This is a genomic window from Amycolatopsis sp. NPDC059021, from assembly GCF_042739895.1.
In the GTDB taxonomy this organism is placed as follows: domain Bacteria; phylum Actinomycetota; class Actinomycetes; order Mycobacteriales; family Pseudonocardiaceae; genus Amycolatopsis.
The window spans coordinates 150,308-175,202 of sequence record NZ_JBHYIQ010000008.1; the positions used below are offsets into that span (position 1 = coordinate 150,308).

Consider the following 24,895-nt stretch of genomic DNA (forward strand, 5'->3'; position numbering starts at 1 on the left):
CGTCCTGTCTCCCGAAAGTCCCCTTCAGCCCCTGGCGGGGCCGGGATACGGGAGCAGTGCCATCTCGCGGGCGTTCTTGATCGCCGTGGCGACCTGTTTCTGTTGCTGCGGCGTCAATCCCGTCACCCGGCGGGCGCGGATCTTGCCGCGGTCGGAGATGAACTTGCGCAGCAGGTCGACGTCCTTCCAGTCGACCTCGGTGACCCGGGCGGCGTGCAGCGGGTTCACCTTGCGGCGGCCGGGACGGTCACGGTTCGGCTTCGGCACGGCGCTCACCAACTCGACTTCGACACGCCGGGCAACTCGCCGTTGTGCGCCATCTGCCGCATCCGGACCCGGGAGAGCCCGAACTTGCGCAGGTAGCCCCGCGGCCTGCCGTCCGCGGCGTCGCGGTTGCGGATCCGGGTGGCGCTCGCGTCGCGCGGCATGGCCTGCAGCGCCGAGACGGCCCTCGCCTTCTCCTCCGGCGACGCGGTCGGAGAGGCGATGACGGCCTTCAGTTCACGACGTCGCTGGACGTAGCGGGCGGCGATCACCTTCCGCTGCTCGTTCTTCGCGATCTTGGATTTCTTGGCCATCAGCGTTCTTCCTTGAAGTCGACGTGCTTGCGCGCGACCGGGTCGTACTTGCGCAGCACCATGCGGTCCGGGTTGTTGCGCCGGTTCTTCCTGGTCACGTAGGTGTAGCCGGTCCCGGCGGTCGACCGGAGCTTGATGATCGGCCGGATGTCGGTGGCCTTGGCCATCTACAGCTTCACTCCCTTCGCCCGCAGCTCGGCGACGACGGCTTCGATGCCGCGCTTGTCGATCGTCTTCATGCCCTTGACCGACACCCGCAGCTTCACCCAGCGGCCTTCGCTGGGCACGAAGTAGCGGCGCGTCTGCAGGTTCGGATCCCATCGGCGCGACGTCCGCCGGTGGGAATGCGACACCTTCTTCCCGAAGCCCGGCTTGCGGCCGGTGACCTGGCACACGGCTGACACATGCCCTCCCAAGTTGATAGTGATAATCGTTGTCACTTACTCTACACAGTCGTACCCGTTCATTCCGACGACCCCGTCCGTTCTGGAGCCTCAGTGACCGATCACCCGCGTGTGCCCCTCTTCCTGATCAGTGGCCTCGCCCCGGGACCGAACAGCACCCTCGCCGCGCTGCTGCGCGAGGCCGAGCCCGGCACCGCCGTGGTGCACCACGACCTGCGGCAGATCGGCGCCGGCATCGTCCGCCGCCGGATCCAGCTCGGTGACCGCGACCAGCTCACCGCCCTCGAACTCGCGCACGGCTGCGTCTCCTGCACCCTGCGCGAGGACCTCCTGCCGCTGCTGCGCCGCCTCGCGCGGAACCCCGAGGTGCGGCGGATCGTCCTGCGCCTCGACGAGGCGATGGAGCCCGAACCGGTCAGCTGGGCGATCCGCAATGTCCTGGTCGGCGACCATCCGGTACTCGACGACGTCGACCTGCGCGCCGTGCTCACCGTCGTCGACTGCGCGACCTGGCTCGGCGACGCGACCGGCGACGCGCTGCTCGCCGAGCGCGACCTGCGCGCGAGCCCGGAGGACGAGCGCACGGTCGCCCAGGTCGCGCTCTCGCAGGTCGAATTCGCGGACGTCCTCGTGCTCGCGGGCGCGGCCCCCGACGCGTGGACGGCGGCGAAGTCCTCGGCGGTCCTCGACCGGGTGGCGCCCTCGGTGCCCAGGGTCGAACTGTCCCGTGTGGACGGTGCGAGCGTGCTCGACGCCGTCCCGTCGGACGCGCGCCGCGGCGAGGTCACCGACATGCACGGGGCGCTGCTGCGCGGCCAGCCGCCGCTGCACACCGACTGCGGGATCGCGCTCGTCACGTTCACCGCGCAGCGCCCGTTTCACCCGGAACGCCTGCACGAGGCCATCGACGTCCTGCTCGACGGTGTCGTCCGCACCCGCGGCCGGGCGTGGGTGGCCAGCCAGCCCGACGTCGCGTTCTGGATCGAGTCGGCGGGCGGCGGGCTCGGGATCGGGCACGCGGGCTCGTGGCTGGCCTCGGCGGACGGTCCGGAGTGGACGGACGTCTCGGCCGAACGCCGCACGCTCGCGTCGTTGCGCTGGGACCCCGAACACGGCGACCGGGCGCAGGAGATCGTCGTGGTCACCGACCACACCACGCCCGAGGAGATCGAGGCGGCGCTGAACGGCGCGCTGCTCACCGACGAGGAACTCGCCGCCGGACAGGACGTCTGGCGGTACTACCCGGATCCGTTCGGCGACTGGCACGAGGAACCGTGCGACGACACCGAAGTCGATCCCGCCAAGCACGACGCGTCAGTGCTGAACGACGCGTCGGACCGAAAGGACGAAAACCAGTGAAATCCGGTATCCACCCCGACTATCACCCGGTGGTGTTCAAGGACTCGTCGACCGGCGACGCGTTCCTGACCCGCTCCACCATGACCTCGGACAAGACCATCGAGTGGTCCGACGGGAACACCTATCCCCTGGTGGTCGTCGACATCAGCTCGGCGTCGCATCCGTTCTGGACCGGCAACCGCCGGATCATGGACACCGCGGGCCAGGTCGAGAAGTTCCACCGCCGGTACGGGCGGCGCAAGACCGGCGGTGACCGCTGATGGCCGTCCCGAAGCGGAAGACGTCCCGCAGCAACACCCGTTCCCGGCGTTCGCAGTGGAAGGCCGCGGTGCCGGATCTGGTGCCGATCAAGGTCGACGGCGAGACGAAGCTCGTCCCGCGCCGGCTGATCAAGCACTTCCAGCGGCTCGAACGGTGAGCGTCCCCGTCACCGTCCTTTCCGGATTCCTCGGCGCCGGCAAGACGACGCTGCTCAACCACATCCTCGCCAACCGCGAGGGTGTGCGGGTCGCGGTGATCGTCAACGACATGAGCGAGGTCAACATCGACGCCGCGCTCGTCCGCTCCCGTACCGAGGAACGGCTCGTCGAGATGACGAACGGATGCATCTGCTGCACGCTGCGGGAGGATCTCCTGGAGGAGGTGGACCGGCTGTGCCGCGACGGCCGGTTCGATCACCTGCTGATCGAGTCGAGCGGGATCTCCGAGCCGATGCCGGTGGCGGCGACGTTCTCCTTCCCCGGCGAGGACGGGCGGCCGGTGCTCGGCGCGGCACGGCTGGACACGATGGTCACGGTCGTGGACGCGGTGAACTTCGGCCGTGAACTGGCGGGCGGCGACTCCCTGGTGGAGCGCCGGCTCGACCAGTACGAAGACGACGAGCGGACCGTGTCGGATCTGCTCATGGATCAGGTCGAGTTCGCCGACGTGCTGCTGCTGAACAAGGCGGACCTCGTCCCATCCGATGAGCTGGAGCGCCTGGTCGCGGTGCTGCGGCGGCTCAATCCGGCGGCGGACGTCCTGACGTCGAGCTTCGGCGAGGTGCCGCTGGAGCGGGTGTTCGGCACCGGGCGGTACGACGCCGCCCGCGCGGCGGAGGCGCCGGGCTGGGTCGCCGAGCTGAACGGCGACCACGTCCCGGAGACCGAGGAGTACGGGATCTCCAGCGTCGTGTTCCGCGCGGACAAGGCGTTCGATCCGTCCCGGTTGTGGGAGCTCGTCGCGCGCCGCCTGGACTCCGGCGAGTTCGGGACCGTGTTGCGCTCCAAGGGGTTCTTCGCGCTGTCGTCACGGCCCGGGGTGACCGGGCTGTGGTCGCAGGCGGGGTCCGTCGCGCGATTCGAGCCGCAGGGTGTCGCGGACACGCCGCGCCAGGAGCTGGTGTTCATCGGCGTCGATCTGGCGGCCCCGGCGCTCACGGACGCGCTCACGTCCTGCCTGGCCGACGCTCCGTCCACTGAGGACCCATTCCCCACCTGGGACGCCGTCCACGTCCATTGACGGTCCGTGGGGGCCTCCTTGAGGGACTCTGGGTCCCTCAAGGAGGCCCCCACGGACCTTCGACGACTTCAGACGCGGGAGCGCAGGACGGAGCGGCGCAGCAGCGGGATGCCGAGCAGGACGAGGACGGCGGGCAGCACGCTGGACCCGATGAGGATCGCGGTGATCGCGCTGCCCGGCTGGACGGCCGCGGCGTCCACACTGGACACATAGCCGCCGAGGGCGAGCACGATCCCGAACACGCCGGGGCCGAGCGCGAGGCCCAGCGTCTCCGACGCCGTCCAGACCCCGGCCGCGATGCCCGCGCGCGTGGCGCCGGTGCGTTCCTCTTCGTCACCGATGAGGTCGGCCAGGATCGACAGCGGGAACACCGAAATCCCCGCGTAGCCGACACCGCCGAGCGCGACGCACACGAAGGTCAGCGGGAGCGGCAGGACCTTGCCGCCAATCATCCCGGCCAATCCGACCACGAAGGACAGCGTGGCGATCCGGAACCCGGCGAGCTTGCCCCAGCGCTTCCCGAGCCGGGGCCACAGCGGCATGGTGAGCAGCGCCGGGGCGACGACCCCGACGAACAACAACGTCCGGTAGCCGGGATCGCCGAGGATGTGCTGGGCGTAGTAGCTGATCGCCGCGAGCACGACGCCGACGCCGAGCGCCTGGATGAAGTACACGCCGAGCAGCCAGCGGAACGGCCGCCACTCCCGCATCGTGGTCACCAGCTCGCGGAAGCTCACCGTGGTCGGCCGCAGCGAACCGACCGGCGCGTCCTTCAGCCCGAAGTAGACCCCGAGCGTCGCGGCCAGCACGATCACGCCGATCACGACGCCCATCACGCGGTAACCCGCGACGCCCTTGATCGCCTCGGTGATGGCGGGCGCGCCGCCACCGGAGACCAGGATCGCCACCGCGAGGAAGCCGATCCGGACGCTGGTCAGCCGGGTGCGTTCGTCGGCGGAGTCGGTGATCTCGGCGGGCAGCGCGTTGAACGGCACCTGGAAGAACGCGTACGCCGTGGCGCACAGGAAGAACGCGACGACGACGTAACTCGCGTCCGGCAGCGGGCTGCCGAACCCGGGATGCGCGAACAGCGCAGCGAAGAGCACGGCGACGCCGATCCCGCCGTACAGCAGGAAGAGCCGCCTGCTGCCGCGTTTGACCAGGCTCGCGTCCGAGAGCCGCCCGGCGACCGGGTTGAACAGGACGTCCCACGCCTTGGGCACGAACACGATCACGCCCGCCCAGGCCGACGGCACGGCCATCGTGTCGGTCAGGTACGGGAGCAGCAGGAGACCCGGCACGGTGCCGAAGGATCCCGTCACGAACGAACCGAGCGAGTAGGTGTACCTCGTCCGGCGGGGCAGCGTTCGGGGCAGCGTCGCCATGATCCTCCTGTCGAGGTGTTCCCGGCGAACGATTCAGTACTGGATCTCTGCCCGCACCGGGTAGTGGTCGGGAGGAATCGTGCCACCGTCGTGATGCGCGGGCCGTACCGGGCCGATTTCGGCGAGTACGCCACCCGGCACGTCCGCCTGTGCCAGGGTGGATCTTCCGGCATCGAGGAGGAATCGGATGAGATCCCCGAGAACGACCCGGGTGTGCGTGGCCGCCCTGCTGTGCGCCGCCGCCACTCTCGCGACCGCAGGCACCGCGAGCGCCACCCCTGTGTCCTGCGGGACACCCGCACCCGGTCGGGCGCATGAGCAGCGCTCCGCGAAATTCTATGCCCATGCCCCCTCCGTCCCGTCGCCCGACGACGTCCGCACCGCGGGTGTCGTCCCCGTCGGCCCGGCCACCGCGCTGCGGACGGCGACCGGTCAGGCGATCGTCGACCACACCGAATGGCTCCCAGACCCGAAGGGGCCGCGCCTCGCGGTCTTCCCGACCGAGTACGGACGCCGCCAGGCCCCGGCGAGCGAACGGCTCAACGCCTGGAACGAGGTCGTGAAGCTGGCGCCGAGCGCGAACCACACCAACATGCGCGACCAGTTCCTGTGCCACTACGACTTCGCCCGGATTTCCGAACCGGACAAGCCGAGCTGGAACCTCGAGCAGTGGCGCCCGGACGTCGGCTACACCCGGACCGTGCTCGCCCGCTACAATCCCACCTGAGCCGGGCTCAGGCTCACGTGAGCGCGGCGGCGACCTTCGCCAGCGTGTCGGCGTCGCCGCGCAACAGCAGCGTGGTCACGACGGTTTCTTCCCACCGCGCCAGTTCCTCGCGGACCTTCGCCACGGGGCCGATCAGGGACGTGTCCTCGACCAGCGACGTCGGGATCGCCGCCGTCGCTTCGTCCTTGCGGCCGGCCAGGTAGAGCTCCTGGACCTTGTCCGCGACGTCCGCGTAGCCCATGCGGGCGAACACGTCATGGTGGAAATTGACGCTCTTCGCGCCCATTCCGCCGATGTAGAGCGCGAGCGAGGGCTTGATCCAGCTCGCCGCCTCCTCGACGTCGTCGTGCACCAGCACCGGCACCGAGGCCGCGACCTCGAAGTCGTCGAGGGTGTGCCGCGCGTTCGGGCGCGCGAAGCCCTCCTCCAGCGCGCCGCGGTAGAAGGCGTCGCTCTTGGGCGAGAAGAAGAGCGGGAGCCAGCCGTCGCAGATTTCGGCCGCCAGCGCGACGTTCTTCGGCCCCTCGGCGGCGAGGTAGATCGGGATCTCGGTGCGCAGCGGATGGACCGTCGGCTTCAGTGCCTTGCCCAGCCCCGTCCCGCCCTTGAGCGGCAGCTGGAAGAACTCGCCGTCATGCGTCACCGGCTCCTGCCGCGCGACGACCTTGCGGACGATGTCGACGTACTCGCGGGTGCGCGCCAGCGGTTTCGGATACGGCTGGCCGTACCAGCCCTCGACCACCTGCGGGCCGGACGCGCCGAGCCCGAGGACGAACCGGCCGCCGGAAAGGTGATCCAGCGTCAGTGCGGACATCGCCGTCGCCGTCGGCGTGCGGGCGGACATCTGGACGATGTTGGTGCCGAGCTTGATCCGGCTCGTCGACGCGCCCCACCAGGCCAGCGGGGTGAACGCGTCGGAGCCGTAGCCCTCGGCCGTCCACACCGAGTCGAAGCCCAGCTCCTCGGCGCGTTTCACGGCGTCGAGCGCGCCCGGCGGCGGCCCGGCCGACCAGTACCCGAGGTGATAGCCCAGCTTCATGCACCCTCCAAGGTCACACGTTCGGTGAATAGTGCTCCGGTTTCCCACGTTCGGAAAGCGGCGGCAGGTTCCTTCGTGGAGTCTCGACGACCGGCGTGTCCGGCGCCAGTTCCCCGCGTTCCCGCCGCCAGCCCGCGCGGGCGCGCGGGTGGTAACGGCGGTCGTGCGGGACGAACTTGAACAGCGTGTTCACGACCCGCCCGAACCGCCGGAACCAGCGTTCGTCGGCCGCGCTCCAGCTGAAGCCCAGCAGTTCGCGGACTTCGGGCTCGTACATGCCGACGGTCAGCCGGACGAAGTCGCGCGCGACGACGACTCGCACGCGACGCCACACGAAGTCCGGCAGCCACGGCAGAAACGGCGGTTTCGGGAGCTCGCCGATTTCCAGGACGTCGCGGGTGGCCTTGTTGTCCTCCAGCACCTCGGCGCACATGTGCTTCCAGTACAGCTGGAAGTCCTCCCAGCTCTCCGGGACCGGGCGCATGCTCATGTCGTACATCCGGTACCACTGGACGTGTTCGTCGAACAACCGCCGCTTCTCGGCCTCGCCGATACCGCCCATGAAGTGGTCCGCGATGTGGATCGTGCTCATGAAGAACGTCGCGTGTGCCCAGTAGAACGTCTCCGGGTCGAGCGCGTGGTAGCGACGGCCCTTCGCGTCCACACCCTTGATGCGGTCGTGGTAACCCCGCACTTCGAGCGCGGTCCGGTGCGCGTTCGGACCGTCGAACACGACGCCGCCGATCGGGTACAGCGAGCGGAAGAGCCGCTGCCAGCGCTCCTCGAAGAACCGCGAGTGCTGCTCGACGCCGGCGCCGAGCCCCGGATGCATGTTCTGCATCGACCCGGCCCACAGCCCGATCAGCAGGCCCCGCCAGTCCCCGAAGTACTTCCAGGTGAGCGAATCCGGTCCCAGCGGTATCGGTTCTTCCCGTGTCATCGTCCGCTCCTCGTCGAGTCGTCCAACTGACCACACCTGTTGTCACGCTAGAATGTGACAACGCTTGTAGTCAACCGAGGAGTAGTGGGGACATGCCGGGGCGGACCTGGGCCGGGACGACGCTCGACGACCGCAAGGCCGTGCGCCGCGGGCAACTGGTCGAAGCGGGTCTCGACCTGCTCGGCACCGAGGGCAGCATCGCGGTCAGTGTCCGCGCGGTGTGCCGCCACGCGAAACTCACCGAGCGGTACTTCTACGAGAGCTTTTCCGACCGCGAGGAACTCGTCGCCGCCGTGTACGAGCACGTCGGCGAGCAAGCCCGTCAGGTGCTGGTCGACGCCGTCCGTGACGCGCCCAGCGCGGCCGAGCGCGCCGAGAACGCGGTGAAGGCGTTCGTCGAGCTGATCGTCGACGATCCCCGCAAGGGCCGGGTCCTGTTGCTCGCCCCGCTCACCGACCCGGCGCTGACCCAGCGCGGACTGCACCTGCTGCCCGCCTTCGCCGCGCTCGTCGGCGAGCAGCTCTCGCGCGGCGACGAGACCGAACGGCGGCTGGTGTCGATCGGCCTCGTCGGCGCGCTGAGCAACGTCTTTATCGCCTACCTCGACGGGACGCTCCAGGTGTCCAGGGAACGGCTCGTCGCGCACTGCGTGCGGCTGGTGCTCGGCGCCGACGACCTGGCTCACTGAGCCGCCTTTTCGCCCTTTTCGGCTTTCTCGGCGACGAGCCGCAGCGCGATGTCGATGATCATGTCCTCCTGTCCCCCGACGTACCGTTCCGCGCCGACGCGGTAGAGGATTTCGTGTGCCGGAACGCCGTAGCGCTCGGCGGCGCGTTCGGCGTGCAGCAGGAAACTGGAGTACACCCCGGCGAAGCCCTGCACGATCGACGATCGGTCCATCACCGGCAGCCGGGTCAGGTACTTCTTCACGACGTTCTCGGCGGCGTCCATCAGCACGTCCTTGTCGACGCCGGTGGTGATGCCGAGCCGTTCGAACGTCGCGGCGAGGACCTCGGTCGGCGAATTGCCCGCGCCCGCGCCGAGTGCCGCCAGCGAGCCGTCGATCTGCCGTGCGCCCGCGCGGTAGGCGAGCACCGAGTTGGCCACGCCGAAGCTGAGGTTCTGATGCCCGTGGTAGCCGACCTGCGCCTGCTCGCCCAGTTCGGCGACCAGCGCCTCGACCCGGACCGACGCGTCTTCGAGGATCAACGCGCCCGCCGAGTCCACAATGTACACGCACTGGCAGCCCGCGTCGGTCATGATCCGCGCCTGCTTCGCCAGATCGTCCGGTGTGGACATATGGGAGAGCATCAGGAATCCGACGGTTTCGAGCCCGAGCGCGCGGGCCGCGCCGAAGTGCTGCTCGGAGACGTCCGCCTCGGTGCAGTGGGTCGCGATCCGGACCGCGCCCGCGCCGAGATCCGCCGCCACCTTCAGGTCCTCGACCGTGCCGAGGCCCGGAAGCAGCAGCACGGCGATCTTCGCCCGGCTCGCCTCGTCCACGGCGGCGGCGATCAACTCGCGTTCGTCCACAAGGGAGAAGCCGTAGTTGAACGTCGAGCCGCCGAGCCCGTCGCCGTGGGTCACCTCGATGAGCGACACCCCGGCGTCGTCCAGCGCCCGTACCGTGTCACGTACCTGCTGTTCGGTGAACTGGTGCGCCATCGCGTGACTGCCGTCGCGCAGCGTCGTGTCGACCAGCCGGACCTCACGCTCGACGTCGTCCCACTTCACGCGGCCACCTCCTGCGCCAGCAGCTCACCGGCACGCGCCGCGGCGGCCGTCATGATGTCCAGATTCCCGGCATAACGAGGCAGGTAGTCGCCGTTGCCCGCGACTTCCAGGAAGACCCCGACCCTCGCCAGGCCCTTCCACTCGGGGCGCGGGGTGTCGAACTGCGGTTCGGCCTTGAGCGTGTAACCCGGCACGTACTGCTGGACGTCCTTGACCATCCGCTGGATCGAGTCGGTGATCGCGGCGGTGTCGGCGTCCGGGCCGATCGCGCAGAACACCGTGTCCCGCATGATCATCGGCGGTTCGACCGGGTTGATGATGATGATCGCCTTGCCCTTCGCCGCGCCGCCGACCTCCTCGATGCCGCGCGCGGTCGTCACGGTGAACTCGTCGATGTTCGCCCGGGTCCCCGGCCCCGCCGAGCGCGACGACACCGACGCGACGATCTCCGCGTACGGCACCGGGGTCACCCGGGAAACGGCGTGCACGATCGGGATCGTGGCCTGTCCCCCGCAGGTGATCATGTTGACGTTGGGCACGTCGAGCTGCTCCGGGGTCGCGACCGCCGGGCACACGAACGGCCCGACCGCCGCCGGGGTCAGATCCACCGCCCGGATGCCCGCGTCCGCGAAGCGCGGCGCGTTCGCGAGATGCGCTTTCGCCGACGTGGCCTCGAAAACCAGCTCGGGCAGCTCGTCGCGTGCCAGCAGCCAGTCGACGCCGTCCGCGGACGTCTCCAGGCCCAGTTTCGCCGCCTTCGCCAGCCCGTCCGACGCCGGATCGACGCCGACCATGTACCGGACCTCGATCCGCTCGCTGCGGCGCAGCTTCGCGAGCAGGTCCGTGCCGATGTTGCCGGGGCCGACGATCGCGGCCACCACCTTCCGTCCCATGCCTGGTGACGGTCCTCGCCCGGGTGGTCCATACTCAACCCATGCGTACCACTGGGCGGAACGGCGAGGGCACGAAGGACGGCCTCGTCGCCGATCGGTTCGCCGCACTGCTCGGCGCCTTCCGGCCCGGCGACGACGCGCTCGGCGTCTCCGAGCTGGCGCGGCGGACCGGGCTGGCGAAGACGACCGTGCACCGGCTGACCGGGCACCTCGTCGACACCGGACTGCTCGAACGCGAGGGCACGGCGGTGCGGCTCGGCCTGCGGCTGTTCGAGATCGGCCAGCTCGCCGTCCGGCGCCGCGGGCTCGTCGAGGCGGCGCGGCCGTATCTCGCCGATCTCCGCGAGGCGACACGCAACACCGTCCACCTCGCGGTGCTCGAGGGGACAGAGGTCGTCTACCTCGACATCCTGCGCGGGCCCGACGCCCCGTCGCTGCCGTCCCGCATCGGCGGCCGGTTCCCCGCGCACGCCACCGGTGTCGGCAAGGCGATCCTCGCGCACGCGCCGGAGCCGGTGGTCGCCGCGGTGATCGACGCCGGGCTGCCGCGCGTCAGCACCCGCACGATCACCGCGCCCGGGTTGCTGCGACGTCAGCTCACCCGTATCCGCGAGGAGGGAATCGCCTTCGAGCGCGAGGAATCCGGCGTCGGTGTCGTCTGCGCGGCGAGTCCGCTGGTGGACGCCACGGGCACCGCCGTCGCCGCGGTGTCGATCTCCGGCTGGGCCAACCGGATGCGGACCGAACGGGTCGCCCCGGCGGTCCGCACGGTCGCGCTGGCCCTGTCCCGCGCGCTCTGAAGGGGACTTTCCTCGCGTGGGATGCGAGGAAAGCGCCCTTCAGCGCATGCGGTGGGAGGAAAGTCCCCTTCAGCTCACGTCAGAGCGCGGCGACGTTGCGTTCCGGGTGGGCGCGTCGCAGGGCCGGGACGTCGGCGAGCAGGCCGCGCCGCGCCAGTTCGGGCCGGACGCCCTCGCCGAACCAGTACGCCTCCTCCAGATGCGGATACCCGGAGAGGACGAACTCGTCGACTCCGACCGAGTGATATTCCTCGATGAGGTCGGCGACTTCGGCGTGGCTGCCGACGAGCGCCGTGCCCGCACCGCCGCGTACCAGGCCGACCCCGGCCCACAGGTTCGGATGGATCTCCAGGCCGCGCACCCCGGCATCGAGACGGCCGCCGTGCAGCGCGACCATCCGCTGCTGGCCGATCGACTCGCTCGCGGCCAGCTGGCTCTGCGCCTTCGCGACCTGCTCCGGGCTCAGCGCGTCGAGGAGTTTCTGCGCCTCCGCCCACGCTTCGGCCGACGTGTCGCGCGAGATCGTGTGCAGGCGGACGCCGAAGCGCGGTGTCCTGCCGTGTTCCACCGCGAGTTCCCTGACCTTGGCGATCTTCTCGGCCACCTGGGCGGGCGGTTCACCCCAGGTCAGGTAGACGTCGGCGTGCCGGGCCGCGACCGGGAGCGCCGCGGGCGAGGAACCGCCGAAGTACAAGGGCGGCAAGGGATCCGGCACCGCCAGCGTCGTCGCGCCCTCGACCTTCAGGTGTTCGCCGGAGAAGTCGAAGGGCTTGCCCGACCACACCCCGCGCACGATGGACAGGAACTCGTCGGTGCGGGCGTAGCGCTGATCGTGCTCGTGCCAGTCGCCGAAACGGCGTTGTTCCACCGCGTCGCCGCCGGTGACGATGTTGAGCAGCGTCCGGCCGCCCGACAGCCGCTGGAACGTCCCGGCCATCTGCGCGGCCAGCGTCGGCGAGATGACGCCCGGCCGGAACGCGACCAGGAACTTCAGCCGCTCGGTCTCCCTGATCAGTGCGGCCGTGGTCAGCCAGGCGTCCTCGCACCACGTGCCGGTGGGCGTCAGCACGCCCTCGAAGCCCTGGCTCTCGGCCGCGCGGGCGACCTGGGCGAGATAGCCGATGTCCGGGTCCCGCTGTGCCGCCGGCCCGGCGGACTTGTTGGCGTGGAAGCGTTCCACGATCGTCCGGCCGTCCCCGCTGGTGGGCAGGAACCAGTGCAGGGTGACGCTCATCCGTTGCTCCTCGCGGCTTCCAGCTCGGGCCCGTAGCGGCGGTCCACGAAGGACGCGAAGTCCACCTTGCCCGGCAGGGTCTTGTCCTCGCCGAACGCGTCGGCGAGCTGTTGTTCCGACTTCACCACCGTGTCGTCGAGCGGGGTGGGCAAATCCCGGCCCGCGTCGACCGACTTCTGCGCGACGTCGAGCCGCAGCCCGGTCCCCTGCGCCCATGCCTTCGCCCATTCCGCGCGGTGCGTGTCCGCCCATTTCTGCGCCTTGACCACGCGGATCAGGTAGTCCTTGATCGCGGCGTTCTTGCCGGCGTCGCCGAGCGCGGCCGTGCTCGCGGTCTGGAAGCTCAGCCCGTTCGAACTGCCCCTGCCATCCGCGATCGTCCGGCCACCCGCGTCGAGCTGGGCCTGCGCGGTGTACGGATCCCAGATCGCCCAGGCGTCGATGCGGTGCTGAGTGAACGCGGCGTACGCCTCCGCCGGCTGCAGGAACGACAACTGGACGTCCTTTGTGGACAAACCGGCTTTCCGCAGCGTGTTGAGGATCTGGCCGTGCGCCGAGCTGCCCTTCGCGACGCCGATCGTCTTGCCTCGCAGCGCAGCGACGTCCTTGACCGGCGAGTCGGCAGGCACGAGCAGCGCCTCGCGTTCGACGTTGCTGGTGGCGACGCTCACCACGGCGATCTTCGCCTTGGCCGCGGCCGCGAAGATCGGCGGCGTGTTGCCGACGCGGCCGAGATCGATCGCGCCCGCCGACGCCGCCTCGAGCAGCGGCGGTCCCGAGGTGAACGTCGACCATTCGATCTTGTACGGCACGTCGCCCAGGAGGTTCGCCGCGGTGAGCAGCGCCTGCACCCCGCCCTTCTGGTCACCCACCTTGAGCGTCACCTTCGCCAGGTCCGCCGCGGAAACCGGACCGGGTACCGCGGCCTTCCCCGTCGAGCCTTCCGACGCCCCGCAGGCGGTCAGCGCGCCGAGGGCCACTACGGACACGGCCGCCGTGATCGTCTTACGCCAGCGCATTTTCGGTCACTCCCAGGTCTTCGAGCACCCGCGCGCGGACCTCGACGTGATCGGTGAGCGCCCGCGGCCGGGGATGGCCGAGGGCGTGTTCGGCGACGATCCGGCCCTCGCCGAGCACCAGGATCCGGTCGGCGAGCAGCAGGGCCTCGTCGACATCGTGGGTCACCAGCAGCACGGCCGGTTCGTGACGCCGCCACAGGTCTTCGACCAGGCGGTGCATCGCGATGCGCGTCAGCGCGTCGAGCGCGCCGAACGGCTCGTCGAGCAGCAGCAGATCGGGTTCCCGGACGAGCGCGCGGGCGAGCGACACCCGCTGTGCCTCGCCACCGGACAGCGTCAGCGGCCAGTCGTCGGCGTGCGCGGCGAGCTGGACCTCCGCCAGCGCGCGTTCGGCGAGCCCGCGATCACGGGCCTGGCTGACGCCGTCCTGGCGCAGCCCCAGCACGACGTTACGCCACACCCGCCGCCACGGCAGCAACCTCGGCTGCTGGAAGGCGACGGACACCGTGCCTTCGACGCGTGCCTCGCCTTCGATGTCCGCGTCGAGCCCGGCCAGCACCTTCAGCAGGGTGGACTTCCCGGAGCCGCTGCGGCCGAGCAGCGCGACGAACTCGCCGCTTCCGATCGTCAGCTCAAGTCCATCGAGGACAGTGCGGTCCCCGAACCGCTTGGTCAGCCCCGAAACCGTCACCGGGCTCGCCATCGCAACGCCCTCCTTTCCAGCAGCCGGACCAGCGCGTCGGTGACCAGCCCGAGGAGTGCGTAGACGATGAGGCCGACGACCACGACGTCGGTGCGCAGGAAGTCCCTCGCGTTGTTGATGAGGTAGCCGACTCCGGCGTCCGCGTTCACCGTCTCGCCGACGATCAGCGCGAGCCACGCCAGCCCCAGCGACTGCCGCAGCCCGACCAGTGCCTGCGGCAGCGCCCCCGGCAGCACCACGTGCCAGAGCCGCTCCGACCGGCTGAAACCCAGCGCGCGGGTCGCTTCGACGAGCCGTTCGTCGGTGGTGCGGATTCCCGAGTGGACATTGAGGTACAGCGGGAACGCGACGCCGAGCGCCACGAGCACTATCTTCGTCTCCTCGCCGATGCCGAACCACAGGATGAACAGCGGGATCAGGCCGAGGAACGGCAGGGTCCGCAGCATCTGCACCGACGGATCGACCAGCGCCTCGCCCCAGCGGGACAACCCGGCGAGGATACCGAGGGCGATCCCCGCCACGGCGCCGAGCGCGAACCCCGCGCCGACCCGGCCGATCGACACCGCGAACGCCGTGCCCAGTTCGCCGCTGCGGACGACCTCGCCCGCCGCCTGCACCACCGTCCACGGCGAGCTGAGCTTGTCCGGCGAGAGGATCCCGGTAGCGCTCGCGATCTGCCAGAGCGCGATGAGCGCTAGCGGGCTGATCCAGCGGCGCAGATTCGGCAGCCGCCACCGTCTGCGGCGCGGCGGTGCCTCGGGCACGGCCGGTTCGGCGCGCGTGAGCACGCCCGTGGAGAAGGACACGGATTTCTCCGGATTTCGTTCGGGGAAGGGGAAACTGGCCGGCGGACGCCGGGGCGCGAATCAGCCAGCCGGACAGACCGCGCTCGCCTGCTGCCGGAGATCGACGTGCAGACGGGCGACCAGGAGCGCACCGCGGTTCATGCTCCCGAGCATCGTCGCGCGCTCGGCGCGGAGTCAACCAGTGGACCGCGCGTCCCGGAATGTGAACGCATCCGTGGGAACGGTTGCACGACGGACACCCGTGGGACCGCGCTCTCCGGCGATGTCCACGCTATCTTTGCTGTCACTTGACAACTATCGCTCGAGAGGAGATTGGGTGACCGGCCTGACCCGAACCGTGCCTCTCATCGCCATCGAAGAACACTGGATCCTGCCGGAACTGACCTCCGCCCTCACCGCCCTGCCACCGGAGGTCCGCGACGAAAGCCTCACCCTCAACGAAAGGGGCGACCATCGGCAGCGGCTCGAGGACCTGGGTGCCGGCCGGATCGCGGCCATGGACGCGCAGGGCATCGACGTGTCGATCCTCGCGCTGACCCCACCGGGCACCCAGCCGCTCCCACCTCAGGACGCGCTGCGGCTGAGCCGCGCCGCGAACGACACCGCTGCGGCGGCCGTGCGCGCGAACCCGTCCCGATTCCGCGCACTGTCCGCTTTGCCCCTGTCCGCACCCCAGGACGTCGCGGGCGAGCTGGAACGGGCCGCGGGACTCGGCCACGTGGGCACCATGGTCTACGGCCGTTCGGGTGACCGCTTCCTCGACGACCCGGTCTACGACGACTTCTTCGCGGCCGCCGCGGAACTCGGCCAACCGGTGTTCATCCATCCTCAGCTGCCGTCGCGCGCCATCCGTGACGCGTCCTATCGCGGCTTCGGCCCGACGACCGATCTCGCCCTTGCCACCTTCGGCTGGGGCTGGCATCTCGAGGCCGGGACCGCGGCGCTGCGGCTGATCCTGCGCGGCACGTTCGACCGGCATCCGGATCTCCAGATCGTGCTCGGCCATTGGGGCGAGCTGCTGCTGTTCTGGCTGGACCGGGCCGACAGCCTTTCCCGGGTCGCCGGTCTGCGGCGCACGGTGTCGGACTACCTCCGGTCGAACTTCTTCATCACCGCGTCCGGCATGCTCAACCCGGCTCTCCTGCACCACGCACTGGCGGTGACCTCGGCCGACCGCCTCATCTTCTCGACCGACTATCCCTTCCAGCAACCGTCCGAAGAGGACATCAACGCCTTCCTCGGACATTTCCCGTCCGAGGTGGACCGGCAGAAGTTCGCTTCGGGCAACGCGGCCGCGTTGTTCGGTCTCGACGGCTGAGACGAAACCCCGTCAGCCGCCGAAGAGCTGGTGCCATTCCTGCAGCGAGCGCGGGCGGAAGACGAAGTTCGTCGACTTGACCTCGGACAGCGCGGCCGACGGCGCCGGCGAGTACTGGTGCCCGGGATAGACCACCGGATCACCCGGCAGCCCGGCCAGCCATTGGAGACTGCGGAAGATCGCGTCCGCGTCGCCGCCGGGGAAGTCCGTGCGGCCGCAGCCTTCGAGGAACAGCGTGTCCCCCGAGACGAGCTTGTCCTCGACCAGGAAGCACTGGCTCCCCGGCGTGTGTCCCGGCGTGTGCAGCAGCCGGACCGGGATCGCGCCGATCTCGAGGACGTCGTCGTGGTCGTGGGTGCGCAGGTCGGTGCCGGACACCCCGGTGACCCGGCGCACCCACTCCGACTCGGCGCCGTTGACGTGGATCGGGACCTGCTCGATCGCCAGCAGCTCGGCGATCCCGGGCAGCGAGAACCCCATCATCTCGCCACCGACGTGGTCGGGATGGTGGTGCGTCGCGAGCACGCCGGTGAGCCGCATGCCGTCGGCGGCGAGCACGTCCAGCAGATCGCGCACGGCGTACGCGGGGTCGACGACCACCGCGTCACCGGTCTCGCGATCGCCGATCAGGTAGGCGAAATTGACCATCTGGGTCGCCACCGGATCGCCGACCGCGAAGTCACGGCCCGCGAGCAACTGCCGGAAGTACAGCCGATCTGCCATGGGCCCACCCTAGGACCCGCCCGCCGCCCACTGCATGACGGTGCCCCGGTGCAGCGCGGCGTACACCCGATCCCGCAGCACGTTGGCTTCGTGATCGGACAACGTGGCGCCGAGCGGCCGCAGCACGATGCGGATGAGGAGGTTCTTCTGCCCGGGGCTCGCGCCGAGCCGTGCCACCGCCCGCGGCGGCAGCTCGGCATACGGCGTCGCCGCGAGGATCTCCACCGATTCGACGCTGTCGGCGTCCGGCCCCAGCGCGTCGCGGACCCGGTCGCCGAGGTCTTCGGCGAGGTCGTCCGCGTCGACCGCGACCGAGAGGTCCCGGCGTACCGGGGGCATCGCCGAGACCGGCCGATACGGCTCGAGGTCGCCCAGCTGGGCCGCCACGGAGGGCTCGGCCGAGCGCAGCAGCCGGATGTCCGGAATGCCCTTGAGCAGCATGAGCATCCGGTCGAGTCCCATGCCCAGCGCCAGTCCGGACCAGGCGCCGTCGAGCCCGGCCTTGGCGAGGACGCCGGGATGGGCGACGCCGGATTCGGCGACCTCGACCCATTCGCCGCCATGCTCGACGTCCACTTGGACGCCGTCGAGGGTGTACGGATGACGGCGAGGTTCCCGGCGGTCGGGTCTGCCGGGCACGAGCGCGGCCAGCAGCGCGGTGATCATCTCGTGCAGGGCGGTGCGGTCCATCGGCGCGCGCCGGCTGATCCGCCACAGGTCGAGCTGGTGCGGGGTACCGGTATGCAGCCGGTCGATGCTGTCGCGGCGGTACACGACACCCGGGCAGACGAGCAGGACGTCGTCGACGGGCGCCGCGGCGAGCGAGCGCAGCGCGGCGGGGATCAGCGCACTGGAATGGCTGCGCAGCATACGGTGCTCGTCGATGTAGCGGGTGTAGCGCGCGTCGCGCGTGACATCGGCGGGGTCGTAGCCGAGGTTGTCGTAGTTGTCCTCGACGGTGACGATCCGGTCGCCGCGGCACCAGCGGACCTCGCAGTCCCACAGCGACGTCAGCGCGCCGACCGCGCGTTCGACGACGAGCTGAAGTGCGTGCGGGCCTGTCGCGGGGTCGCTGAGATCGCGAACGGCGAGATCGTGGGCCAGTTGCGCGGAACTGAGGGTGGACATGACGAAGCCTCCTGAGCGGAACGGGATCGGGCGGGACTTCTCCCCCCTTGACCCCGGAGCGCTCGGCGAGGCGGGTCAGCACGCGTGCAGTGGCACCGGTTCCCCGCGGCGCCCGTTGGGGGCCAGGGGGCCGGTAAATCGGCGGGTTTCCGCTACGACGGCCACGAACCCAGCATACCGGCGGGCGCACCGGAATTCGCGCGTTATTCGCCGGTCTCGCCGTCGGCCAGCTCCCTCAGCAAGTCCAGATGCCCGACGTGCCGGGCCGTTTCCTGGACGACGTGGGCCAGGATCCAGCGCACCGTGAACTCGTCCGGTGAACGCCGCGCCCGGTCCCCCGCGCCGAGACCGGCCGTGGACGCGGCGGCGTGCGCCCATTCCGCGCGATAGGCCTCGACCACCGACACGGGGTCGTCGTCGCTCGTGAGGTCCCAGCTCGGATCCGGCGAACCCGCCCACAACGACGGCAGGTCCGCGCCGCCCGCCTCGATCGACAGCCACCACCGCTCCACCGCCGTGAGGTGCTTGAGCACGCCCAGCGCGCTCAGCCGCGGCGACGTCGCCAGCGGGGTCGCGGCGGCTTGGGCGCGGCTCAGCCCGGCGACCTTGTTCACCGCGGTGGCGCGCAGGAAGGCCAGGAACTCCCACTGCAGGCGCAGTTCGTCGTCCGCGATGTTCGCCGGCCACGACCGGCCGACCGGCTCGGCGATCCTCGAACGCTCGTTCGACATGACGCGTACCCTACAGCGAGCAACGCGACCTCTAGGCTGGGCTCATGTGGTGGGGACTGCTCTGCGCCTTGGGCGCCGCGTGCGCGTACGGCGTCGCTTCGGTGATGCAGGCGGTGGCCGCCCGTGCCGCCGACAACGGCGGTGACGACCGCGCCGGGGTCGATCCGCGGCTGCTGGTGCGGGTGCTCGGCCAGTGGCGGTTCGTGGTGGGCGTCGGTCTCGACGTCCTCGGTTTCGTCGCCCAGATCGCCGCGTTGCACGTCCTGCCGCTGTTCGTGGTGCAGGCCGCGCTCGCGGCCAGCCTCGCGGTGACCGCCGTCGCGGCGCGGGTGCTCGGCATCCGGCTCGGCGGCCGGGAATGGGCGGCGGTCGGCCTCGTCTGCGCCGGGCTCGCGCTGCTCGGGACGTCGGCGGAGGGCGAAGGGTCGGATCCGGTCGGGCTCGGGTTCCGGCTCGTGCTGATCGGCGCCGTCGTGGTGCTCGGGATCGGCGGGTTCGTCGCGGGGAAGGCGGGACGCCGGGTGCGGACGCCCGCGCTCGGGCTGGTGGCGGGGCTGTGTTTCGGCGCCGTCGCGATAGCGGGCCGGGTCATCCCGAGCCTCGCCCCGCTCGACCTGTTCACCGACCCCGCGACCTACACGGTGGTGGTCGCCGGGCCGATGGCGATGCTGTTCTACGCGACCGCGCTGCAACGCGGGAGCGTCACGACCTCGACCGCGATGATGGTCCTCGGCGAGACGGTCTTCCCTTCGCTGATCGGGATTTTCGCACTCGGCGACCGGACGCGGCCGGGCTTCGCGATCGTCGCCGTCGCCGGGTTCGTGCTCGCCGTGGCCGCCGCGCTGGCGCTGGCCCGGTTCGGCGAGCCTGCCCCCGTCGAGTCCGAAGTGGACTCTCCGGCGCGTACTTAGCCGCGGTTGCGGCGCCATTCGTGGCTGAGCAGCCAGATCAGGTAGAGCCCGCCGATCCCGCCCGTCACGATCCCGACCGGCAGCCCTTCCTCGCCGAACACCCGCTGCGTGACCAGATCGCTGCCGACGAGCAGCAGCGCGCCCATCAGCGCGGCCGAGCCCAGCGCCGGGCGAGCCGAGCGCGCCAGCCGTTTCGCCAGCTGTGGCGCCGCCAGCGCGAGGAACGTGATCGGCCCGGCCACCGCGGTGGCGACCGACGCCAGTCCGATGCTCACCGCGATCAGCACGATCCGGCTCCGCTCCACCGGAACGCCGAGCCCCTTCGCGGAGTCGTCGCCCATCTCCAGCAACGCGAGCCGCCTGCCGTAGCCGAAGGCGAGGGGCAGCAGGATCGCGACGGCGATCAGCATCGGGACGACGTGTTCCCAGCCGCGCCCGTTGAGTCCGCCGACGAGCCAGGCCTGCGCCGACACCGCGTCCGGCACCGACGCGCGGGTGATCAGGTACTTGTTCGCCGCCACGAGCATCGCCGAGACACCGATCCCGACGAGGATCAGCCGGAAGCCCTGTACGCCGCGCCGCGCCGCGAGCAGGCCGACGACCAGTGCCGTGAGAAGCCCGCCCGCCAGCGCGCCCGCCGCGATCTCCAGCATCCCGCCGTGCGCCAGCACGATCACCAGCAGCGCGCCGGAGGCCGAGCCCTCGGTGAAGCCGATGACGTCCGGGCTGCCGAGCGAATTCCCGGTCAGGCTCTGGAGAATCGCGCCACTGACGCCGAGTGCCGCGCCGACCAGCAACCCGGTCAGCAGCCGGGGCAGCCGCAACGTCGTCACGATGAACTCGGTCCCGGCGTCGCCGAAGCCGAAAAGTGTCTTCACGACGTCGCCGACCGACACCGGGTAATCACCGGTGGTCAGGCTGATCGCGCTCACGACGAGCACCGCCATCAGCAGGATCACCCCGACGATCAGCGCACGCGGAGTCACCCGCATCGACACCGAACCACCCCGGGTGCGCAGCACGCGGCCCTGCCGCTCCTTCACCGCGTTCACAGCCGGGCCAGCTTCCGGCGGCGGCAGAGCGCGACGAACACGGGCGCGCCGAGGAACGCCGTCACGATGCCGACCTGAAGTTCCTGCGGCGGGTTGACGATCCGGCCGAGGACGTCCGCGCCGATGAGCAGGATCGGGGACAGCAGCATCGAATACGGCAGCACCCACCGCTGGTCGGGACCGACGAGGATGCGGACGGCCTGGGGCACCGCGAGCCCGATGAACGCGATCGGCCCGATCGCCGCGGTCGAAGCGCCGCACAGCAGTGTCACCGCTACCGCGCCGAGCACGCGGGTCCGGCCGATGTGCGCGCCGAGTGCCTTGCCCGTCTGCTCCCCCAACGCCAGGACATTGAGCGGGCGGGCGAGAAACAACGCGAGCACGATGCCGGCGCCGATGAACGGCGAGAGCTGCGCCAGCACGTCCCAGCGGCGACCGGACAGCGAGCCGACGTCCCAGAACCTGAACTGGTTGAACGTCTTCGGGTCGATCAGCAGGATCGCGTTGATGTAGGCGATCAGCACCGCGCTCATCGCCGCGCCCGACATCACGAGCCGGTCCGGGGTCGCGCCGCCGCGGCCCGCCGCGCCCAGCACGTAGACCGCGACAGCCGCGGCCGCCGCGCCGAGAAAGGCGAACCAGACGTACCCGAGCACACCGGTCACCCCGGCGAAGGCGATCGCCGAGACGACCGCCGCCGCGGCACCGTTGTTGACGCCGAGCAGCCCGGGGTCGGCGAGCGGATTGCGGGTCAGCGCCTGCATCACCGCGCCCGCCAGCCCGAGCGCGGCCCCGACCAAGGCGCCGAGCAGGGTCCGCGGGATGCGCTGGTCGTGGATGATGATCGCGTCGGCGGAGCCGTCGTTGTGCCACAGCACCGACCACGTGTCGGTGAACGGGATCCCCTTCGAGCCGACCCACACGCTCAGCAGGAACACCAGGCCCAGCGCGGCCAACGCCACCAGCAACCCGGCGGAGCGGAAAGTCCGGGCCCGCGCGCCCGGCGGGCTCCCCTCGTGAACCGGCGGACTCGCCGTCGTCGCTGTCACGAAACCTCCGGGCTCGGGGAACTGAGGCGAGGCTAACCGAACGCCCGGAAGGGGAACAATGAGGGCCCGCACTTAGACTAGCCTTACCTATCCCGCGACCCATCCCCTGAGCAGCACGGAGGTGCCGGTGACGGCAGCAGGGATCACCGGCCGGGACGTGCTGCGCCGCGCGATCGCCGGCCAGCGACGTCCCATCGTGTTCGCTTCCGTGCTGGCCGCGGGGCACCAGGCGGGCGAAGCGCTGGTGCCGGTCGTCATCGGCGTCGTGATCGACCAGGCCGTCGCCGGTGGCTCGGGCTGGGTCCTCCTCGGCTGGCTCGCCGTCCTCGGCGCCGTGTTCGCCGGATTGTCCAACTGCTACCGCTTCGGCGCGCGAGCCGCGGAACGCGCCGCCGAACGGAGCGCGCACGACCTCCGTATCGAGGTCAGCCGCCGCGTGCTGCACCCTCGCGGCGCCGAAACCGGGAACCTCGCCGGGGAACTCGTCAGCATCGGGACCTCGGACGCCCGGCGGGTCGGCGTGGTCGACGCGATCATCCCGTTCGGCGTCGCGGCGTTCTCCGGACTGCTGGTCAGCGCGGTCATGCTGCTGCGGATGTCGGTTCCGCTCGGCCTGCTCGTCCTGCTCGGCACGCCGCCGATCCTGGTGCTGGCACACCTGATCGGCAAACCCCTCGAACGGCGCAGCGAGGCCGAACAGGAACGGTCCGCGCACGCCTCCGGCGTCGCCACCGACCTCGTCGCCGGATTGCGGGTGCTCAAGGGCATCGGCGCCGAACCGGCCGCGATCGAACGCTACCGCCGCACGAGCCGCTCCTCACTGCTGGCGACGTTGCGCGCGGCGCGGGCACAGGCCTGGCACAACGGCGCGTTGCTCGCGCTGACCGGGATCTTCATCGCCGTGGTCGCGCTCGTCGGCGGGAAGCTGGCGCTCGACGGCCACATCAGCGTGGGCGACCTCGTCGCGGCGGTCGGCCTCGCCCAGTACCTCATCACCCCGTTCTCCGTGTTCGCCGAGGTCAACTCGGACCTGGCGCAGGGCCGGGCTTCGGCGGGCCGGATCGCGGCCGTGCTTTCCGCACCGCACACCGTCGACGGCGGCTCGGCCGGGTTGCCGTCCCCGGTGACCGGTCACGTCCGGCTTTCCGCCGTCTCACAAGGACAATTGCGCGAAATCGACCTCGAAGCACGACCCGGCGAGCTGCTCGGCGTCGCCGCCGCCGATCCCGCGGACGCCACCGCGCTGCTCGACTGCCTGGGCCGGACCGTCGATCCGGCGTCCGGCTCGGTACTGGTCGACGCGGTCCCGCTGTCCACAGTGGACCCCGAGCGGGTCAGAGAGGCAGTGCTGGTCGCCGCCCACGACGCGGATCTCTTCGCCGGGACACTGGCGGAGAATGTCCGGGCGGGCGGCGCTCGCACGGCCGAAGCGATGGATGCCGCCGCGGCCGACGAAGTCGCTTCGGCACTCCCCTCGGGAGCCGCGACGGCAGTGTCCGAACGCGGGCGTTCGCTGTCCGGCGGGCAACGGCAACGGGTCGCGCTCGCGAGGGCGCTGGCCGCCGACGCGCCGGTGCTCGTGCTGCACGATCCGACGACGGCGGTGGACACCGTCACCGAGGCACGCATCGCCGAGGGGCTCGCGCGGCTGCGCCGTGGCCGCACCACCATCCTGGTGACCACCAGCCCCGCGCTCCTGGCCGCGACCGACCGCGTCGTCCTGCTCGACGGCGGCCGCGTCACCGGTGAAGGCACGCACACCGGCTTGGTCGCCGAACGGGCCGACTACCGGGCGGTGGTGCTCTCGTGACTACTCCATCCACAGTGGACGCTCACCTGCTGCCGACCGCTTCCGGGCAGCGCATCCGTGCCGTCCTCGGCGAACTCCTCGGCCGCGCGAAGTTCCTGGCCGCCGGATCGTTCGCACTGCTCGTCGGGGCGACCGCGATCGGCCTGCTCACCGCGCCGCTGCTCGGCCGGGTCGTCGACATCGTGTCGGGGCACCGCACGGCGGCCGAACTGGTGACCCCGGTGGTGGCGCTGGCGCTCGTCGCCGTCGCGCAGGCGATCGCGACGGCGCTCGGCATGTCGCTGGTGTCCCGGCTCGGCGAGACGATGCTGGCGGAGTTGCGCGAACGCTTCGTGGAGCGTGCCCTGCACCTGCCGCTGGAACAGATCGAACGCGCCGGGTCCGGGGATCTCACCGCCCGGGTCACCAACGACGTCTCCGTGGTCGCCGACGCCGTCCGCAAGGCGCTGCCGCAGCTGGCGCGGTCCGTGCTGACGATCGTGCTCACCCTCGTCGCCCTCGCCGTGCTGGACTGGCGGTTCCTGATCGCGGCGCTGATCGCCGCGCCGATCCAGCTGCACACCGTCCGCTGGTACGTCCGGCGGGCGAAGCCGGTCTACGCCGCCCAGCGCGAGGCGGTCGGCGCACAGCAGCAACAGCTGCTCGACACGATCGGCGGAGCGCCGACCGTCCGCGCGTTCCGGCTCGCCGACGCCCACATCGGCCGCGTCCGGGACCGCTCGGACGCCGCCGTCGGCCTCGCGCTGCGCGGCGTCCGCCTGATGACGCGGTTCTTCTCCCGCCTCAACCTCGCCGAGTTCGTCGGCCTGTCCGCGATTCTCGCGACCGGATTCCTCCTGGTCGGTGCGGGTACGGCCACGGTCGGCGTCGCCTCGGCGGCCGCGCTGTACTTCCACAGCCTCTTCAATCCGATCAACGTCGCGCTCGCGCTCGTCGACGACGCGCAGTCGGCGGCGGCGAGCCTGGCGCGGATCATCGGCGTCGCCGACCTCCCCGCCACGACCGAACCGGAACGGCCGGCCCGGCCGGTCGCCGCCGCGGGCAATCCCGT

At 70.9% G+C, this 24,895-nt stretch carries 29 protein-coding genes; 11 read left to right on the forward strand and 18 right to left on the reverse strand.

Annotation, left to right across the window (positions count from 1 at the left end):
• Positions 1–24 precede the first annotated feature (24 nt).
• Genes rpsR through rpmB form a run of 4 tightly spaced genes read right to left on the reverse strand, consistent with a single transcriptional unit; the run spans position 25 to position 982 of the window.
• The gene (gene rpsR / locus ACFWX1_RS07225) at positions 25–276 is read right to left on the reverse strand and encodes a 30S ribosomal protein S18 (RefSeq protein ID WP_378384731.1); all 252 of its coding nucleotides are present in this window, start codon (positions 274–276) and stop codon (positions 25–27) included.
• A complete protein-coding gene (rpsN, locus tag ACFWX1_RS07230; RefSeq protein ID WP_378384733.1) occupies positions 273–578 on the reverse strand; it encodes a 30S ribosomal protein S14 in 306 nt (101 codons plus the stop codon). Before rpsN ends, rpsR begins: the two co-directional genes overlap by 4 nt.
• Positions 578–745, reverse strand: a complete 168-nt coding sequence (rpmG, locus tag ACFWX1_RS07235) for a 50S ribosomal protein L33 (RefSeq protein ID WP_378322673.1) — start codon at positions 743–745, stop codon at positions 578–580. The genes rpsN and rpmG overlap by 1 nt, the downstream gene beginning before the upstream one ends.
• Positions 746–982 carry a 50S ribosomal protein L28 gene (rpmB, locus tag ACFWX1_RS07240; RefSeq protein WP_378384735.1) on the reverse strand — a complete coding sequence of 79 codons (237 nt, stop codon included), beginning with the start codon at positions 980–982 and terminating at the stop codon, positions 746–748.
• Between the two features lie 93 nt (positions 983–1,075).
• Between rpmB and mrf the strand changes: the two genes are divergently transcribed.
• Genes mrf through ACFWX1_RS07260 form a run of 4 tightly spaced genes read left to right on the forward strand, consistent with a single transcriptional unit; the run spans position 1,076 to position 3,841 of the window.
• Positions 1,076–2,341: a ribosome hibernation factor-recruiting GTPase MRF gene (mrf, locus tag ACFWX1_RS07245; RefSeq protein WP_378384737.1), complete on the forward strand. Its 1,266-nt coding sequence runs from the start codon at positions 1,076–1,078 to the stop codon at positions 2,339–2,341.
• Positions 2,338–2,601, forward strand: coding sequence for a type B 50S ribosomal protein L31 (locus ACFWX1_RS07250; protein WP_378384739.1), 264 nt, complete (start codon positions 2,338–2,340; stop codon positions 2,599–2,601). Before mrf ends, ACFWX1_RS07250 begins: the two co-directional genes overlap by 4 nt.
• Positions 2,601–2,759, forward strand: a complete 159-nt coding sequence (gene rpmF / locus ACFWX1_RS07255; protein WP_345392056.1) for a 50S ribosomal protein L32 — start codon at positions 2,601–2,603, stop codon at positions 2,757–2,759. Before ACFWX1_RS07250 ends, rpmF begins: the two co-directional genes overlap by 1 nt.
• A complete protein-coding gene (locus ACFWX1_RS07260; RefSeq protein WP_378384741.1) occupies positions 2,756–3,841 on the forward strand; it encodes a GTP-binding protein in 1,086 nt (361 codons plus the stop codon). The genes rpmF and ACFWX1_RS07260 overlap by 4 nt, the downstream gene beginning before the upstream one ends.
• Positions 3,842–3,909: 68 nt before the next feature.
• Here the strand turns inward: ACFWX1_RS07260 and ACFWX1_RS07265 are convergent, their stop codons facing one another.
• Positions 3,910–5,226 (reverse strand): MFS transporter, encoded by a 1,317-nt coding sequence (locus ACFWX1_RS07265; RefSeq protein ID WP_378384743.1) that lies wholly within the window; start codon positions 5,224–5,226, stop codon positions 3,910–3,912.
• Between the two features lie 187 nt (positions 5,227–5,413).
• On the opposite strand from ACFWX1_RS07265, the gene ACFWX1_RS07270 reads away from it, so the two are divergent.
• A complete protein-coding gene (locus tag ACFWX1_RS07270) occupies positions 5,414–5,953 on the forward strand; it encodes a DUF2599 domain-containing protein (protein WP_378384745.1) in 540 nt (179 codons plus the stop codon).
• 13 nt (positions 5,954–5,966) lie between these two features.
• On the opposite strand, the gene ACFWX1_RS07275 is transcribed toward ACFWX1_RS07270, so the two are convergent.
• Complete coding sequence (locus ACFWX1_RS07275; RefSeq protein WP_378384747.1) at positions 5,967–6,992, reverse strand: LLM class F420-dependent oxidoreductase; 1,026 nt, start codon at positions 6,990–6,992, stop codon at positions 5,967–5,969.
• A gap of 13 nt (positions 6,993–7,005) precedes the next feature.
• On the reverse strand, positions 7,006–7,932 hold the full coding sequence (locus ACFWX1_RS07280) for an oxygenase MpaB family protein (protein ID WP_378384749.1): 927 nt from the start codon (positions 7,930–7,932) through the stop codon (positions 7,006–7,008).
• A 92-nt stretch (positions 7,933–8,024) separates the two neighbouring features.
• On the opposite strand from ACFWX1_RS07280, the gene ACFWX1_RS07285 reads away from it, so the two are divergent.
• Positions 8,025–8,621: a TetR/AcrR family transcriptional regulator gene (locus tag ACFWX1_RS07285; protein ID WP_378339144.1), complete on the forward strand. Its 597-nt coding sequence runs from the start codon at positions 8,025–8,027 to the stop codon at positions 8,619–8,621.
• Here the strand turns inward: ACFWX1_RS07285 and dmpG are convergent.
• Both dmpG and ACFWX1_RS07295 read right to left on the reverse strand, forming a co-directional pair.
• Positions 8,615–9,667: a 4-hydroxy-2-oxovalerate aldolase gene (dmpG, locus tag ACFWX1_RS07290; RefSeq protein WP_378384751.1), complete on the reverse strand. Its 1,053-nt coding sequence runs from the start codon at positions 9,665–9,667 to the stop codon at positions 8,615–8,617. The two genes, ACFWX1_RS07285 and dmpG, sit on opposite strands and share 7 nt — an antisense overlap.
• Entirely contained in the window at positions 9,664–10,560 is an 897-nt protein-coding gene (locus ACFWX1_RS07295) for an acetaldehyde dehydrogenase (acetylating) (protein ID WP_378384753.1), read from the reverse strand. The genes dmpG and ACFWX1_RS07295 overlap by 4 nt, the downstream gene beginning before the upstream one ends.
• Before the next feature lie 41 nt (positions 10,561–10,601).
• On the opposite strand from ACFWX1_RS07295, the gene ACFWX1_RS07300 reads away from it, so the two are divergent.
• Positions 10,602–11,360 (forward strand): IclR family transcriptional regulator, encoded by a 759-nt coding sequence (locus tag ACFWX1_RS07300; protein ID WP_378384755.1) that lies wholly within the window; start codon positions 10,602–10,604, stop codon positions 11,358–11,360.
• A gap of 79 nt (positions 11,361–11,439) precedes the next feature.
• Here the strand turns inward: ACFWX1_RS07300 and ACFWX1_RS07305 are convergent, their stop codons facing one another.
• Genes ACFWX1_RS07305 through ACFWX1_RS07320 form a run of 4 tightly spaced genes read right to left on the reverse strand, consistent with a single transcriptional unit; the run spans position 11,440 to position 15,122 of the window.
• Positions 11,440–12,594, reverse strand: a complete 1,155-nt coding sequence (locus tag ACFWX1_RS07305) for an LLM class flavin-dependent oxidoreductase (protein ID WP_378384757.1) — start codon at positions 12,592–12,594, stop codon at positions 11,440–11,442.
• Positions 12,591–13,613, reverse strand: coding sequence for an ABC transporter substrate-binding protein (locus tag ACFWX1_RS07310; protein ID WP_378384759.1), 1,023 nt, complete (start codon positions 13,611–13,613; stop codon positions 12,591–12,593). Before ACFWX1_RS07310 ends, ACFWX1_RS07305 begins: the two co-directional genes overlap by 4 nt.
• Entirely contained in the window at positions 13,600–14,316 is a 717-nt protein-coding gene (locus ACFWX1_RS07315) for an ABC transporter ATP-binding protein (protein ID WP_378384763.1), read from the reverse strand. Before ACFWX1_RS07315 ends, ACFWX1_RS07310 begins: the two co-directional genes overlap by 14 nt.
• A complete protein-coding gene (locus tag ACFWX1_RS07320; protein ID WP_378384765.1) occupies positions 14,301–15,122 on the reverse strand; it encodes an ABC transporter permease in 822 nt (273 codons plus the stop codon). Before ACFWX1_RS07320 ends, ACFWX1_RS07315 begins: the two co-directional genes overlap by 16 nt.
• Before the next feature lie 316 nt (positions 15,123–15,438).
• Between ACFWX1_RS07320 and ACFWX1_RS07325 the strand changes: the two genes are divergently transcribed.
• Positions 15,439–16,440, forward strand: a complete 1,002-nt coding sequence (locus tag ACFWX1_RS07325) for an amidohydrolase family protein (RefSeq protein ID WP_378384767.1) — start codon at positions 15,439–15,441, stop codon at positions 16,438–16,440.
• A 12-nt stretch (positions 16,441–16,452) separates the two neighbouring features.
• On the opposite strand, the gene ACFWX1_RS07330 is transcribed toward ACFWX1_RS07325, so the two are convergent.
• The 3 genes from ACFWX1_RS07330 to ACFWX1_RS07340 form a co-directional block, all read right to left on the reverse strand.
• Positions 16,453–17,163, reverse strand: coding sequence for an MBL fold metallo-hydrolase (locus ACFWX1_RS07330; RefSeq protein WP_378384769.1), 711 nt, complete (start codon positions 17,161–17,163; stop codon positions 16,453–16,455).
• A gap of 9 nt (positions 17,164–17,172) precedes the next feature.
• A complete protein-coding gene (locus ACFWX1_RS07335; protein WP_378384771.1) occupies positions 17,173–18,291 on the reverse strand; it encodes a hypothetical protein in 1,119 nt (372 codons plus the stop codon).
• 203 nt (positions 18,292–18,494) lie between these two features.
• Positions 18,495–19,022, reverse strand: coding sequence for a DinB family protein (locus tag ACFWX1_RS07340; RefSeq protein ID WP_378384773.1), 528 nt, complete (start codon positions 19,020–19,022; stop codon positions 18,495–18,497).
• A 44-nt stretch (positions 19,023–19,066) separates the two neighbouring features.
• On the opposite strand from ACFWX1_RS07340, the gene ACFWX1_RS07345 reads away from it, so the two are divergent.
• Complete coding sequence (locus ACFWX1_RS07345) at positions 19,067–19,933, forward strand: hypothetical protein (RefSeq protein WP_378384775.1); 867 nt, start codon at positions 19,067–19,069, stop codon at positions 19,931–19,933.
• Here the strand turns inward: ACFWX1_RS07345 and ACFWX1_RS07350 are convergent.
• Together ACFWX1_RS07350 and ACFWX1_RS07355 are read right to left on the reverse strand one after the other, a co-directional pair.
• A complete protein-coding gene (locus ACFWX1_RS07350; RefSeq protein ID WP_378384777.1) occupies positions 19,930–20,985 on the reverse strand; it encodes a FecCD family ABC transporter permease in 1,056 nt (351 codons plus the stop codon). The genes ACFWX1_RS07345 and ACFWX1_RS07350 overlap by 4 nt on opposite strands.
• Positions 20,982–22,034: a FecCD family ABC transporter permease gene (locus ACFWX1_RS07355; protein ID WP_378384779.1), complete on the reverse strand. Its 1,053-nt coding sequence runs from the start codon at positions 22,032–22,034 to the stop codon at positions 20,982–20,984. The genes ACFWX1_RS07350 and ACFWX1_RS07355 overlap by 4 nt, the downstream gene beginning before the upstream one ends.
• A 127-nt stretch (positions 22,035–22,161) precedes the next feature.
• On the opposite strand from ACFWX1_RS07355, the gene ACFWX1_RS07360 reads away from it, so the two are divergent.
• Both ACFWX1_RS07360 and ACFWX1_RS07365 read left to right on the forward strand, forming a co-directional pair.
• Positions 22,162–23,844 carry an ABC transporter ATP-binding protein gene (locus ACFWX1_RS07360; RefSeq protein WP_378384781.1) on the forward strand — a complete coding sequence of 561 codons (1,683 nt, stop codon included), beginning with the start codon at positions 22,162–22,164 and terminating at the stop codon, positions 23,842–23,844.
• A 14-nt stretch (positions 23,845–23,858) separates the two neighbouring features.
• The coding region (locus ACFWX1_RS07365; RefSeq protein ID WP_378384807.1) for an ABC transporter transmembrane domain-containing protein at positions 23,859–24,895 on the forward strand (1,037 nt) is incomplete at its 3' end.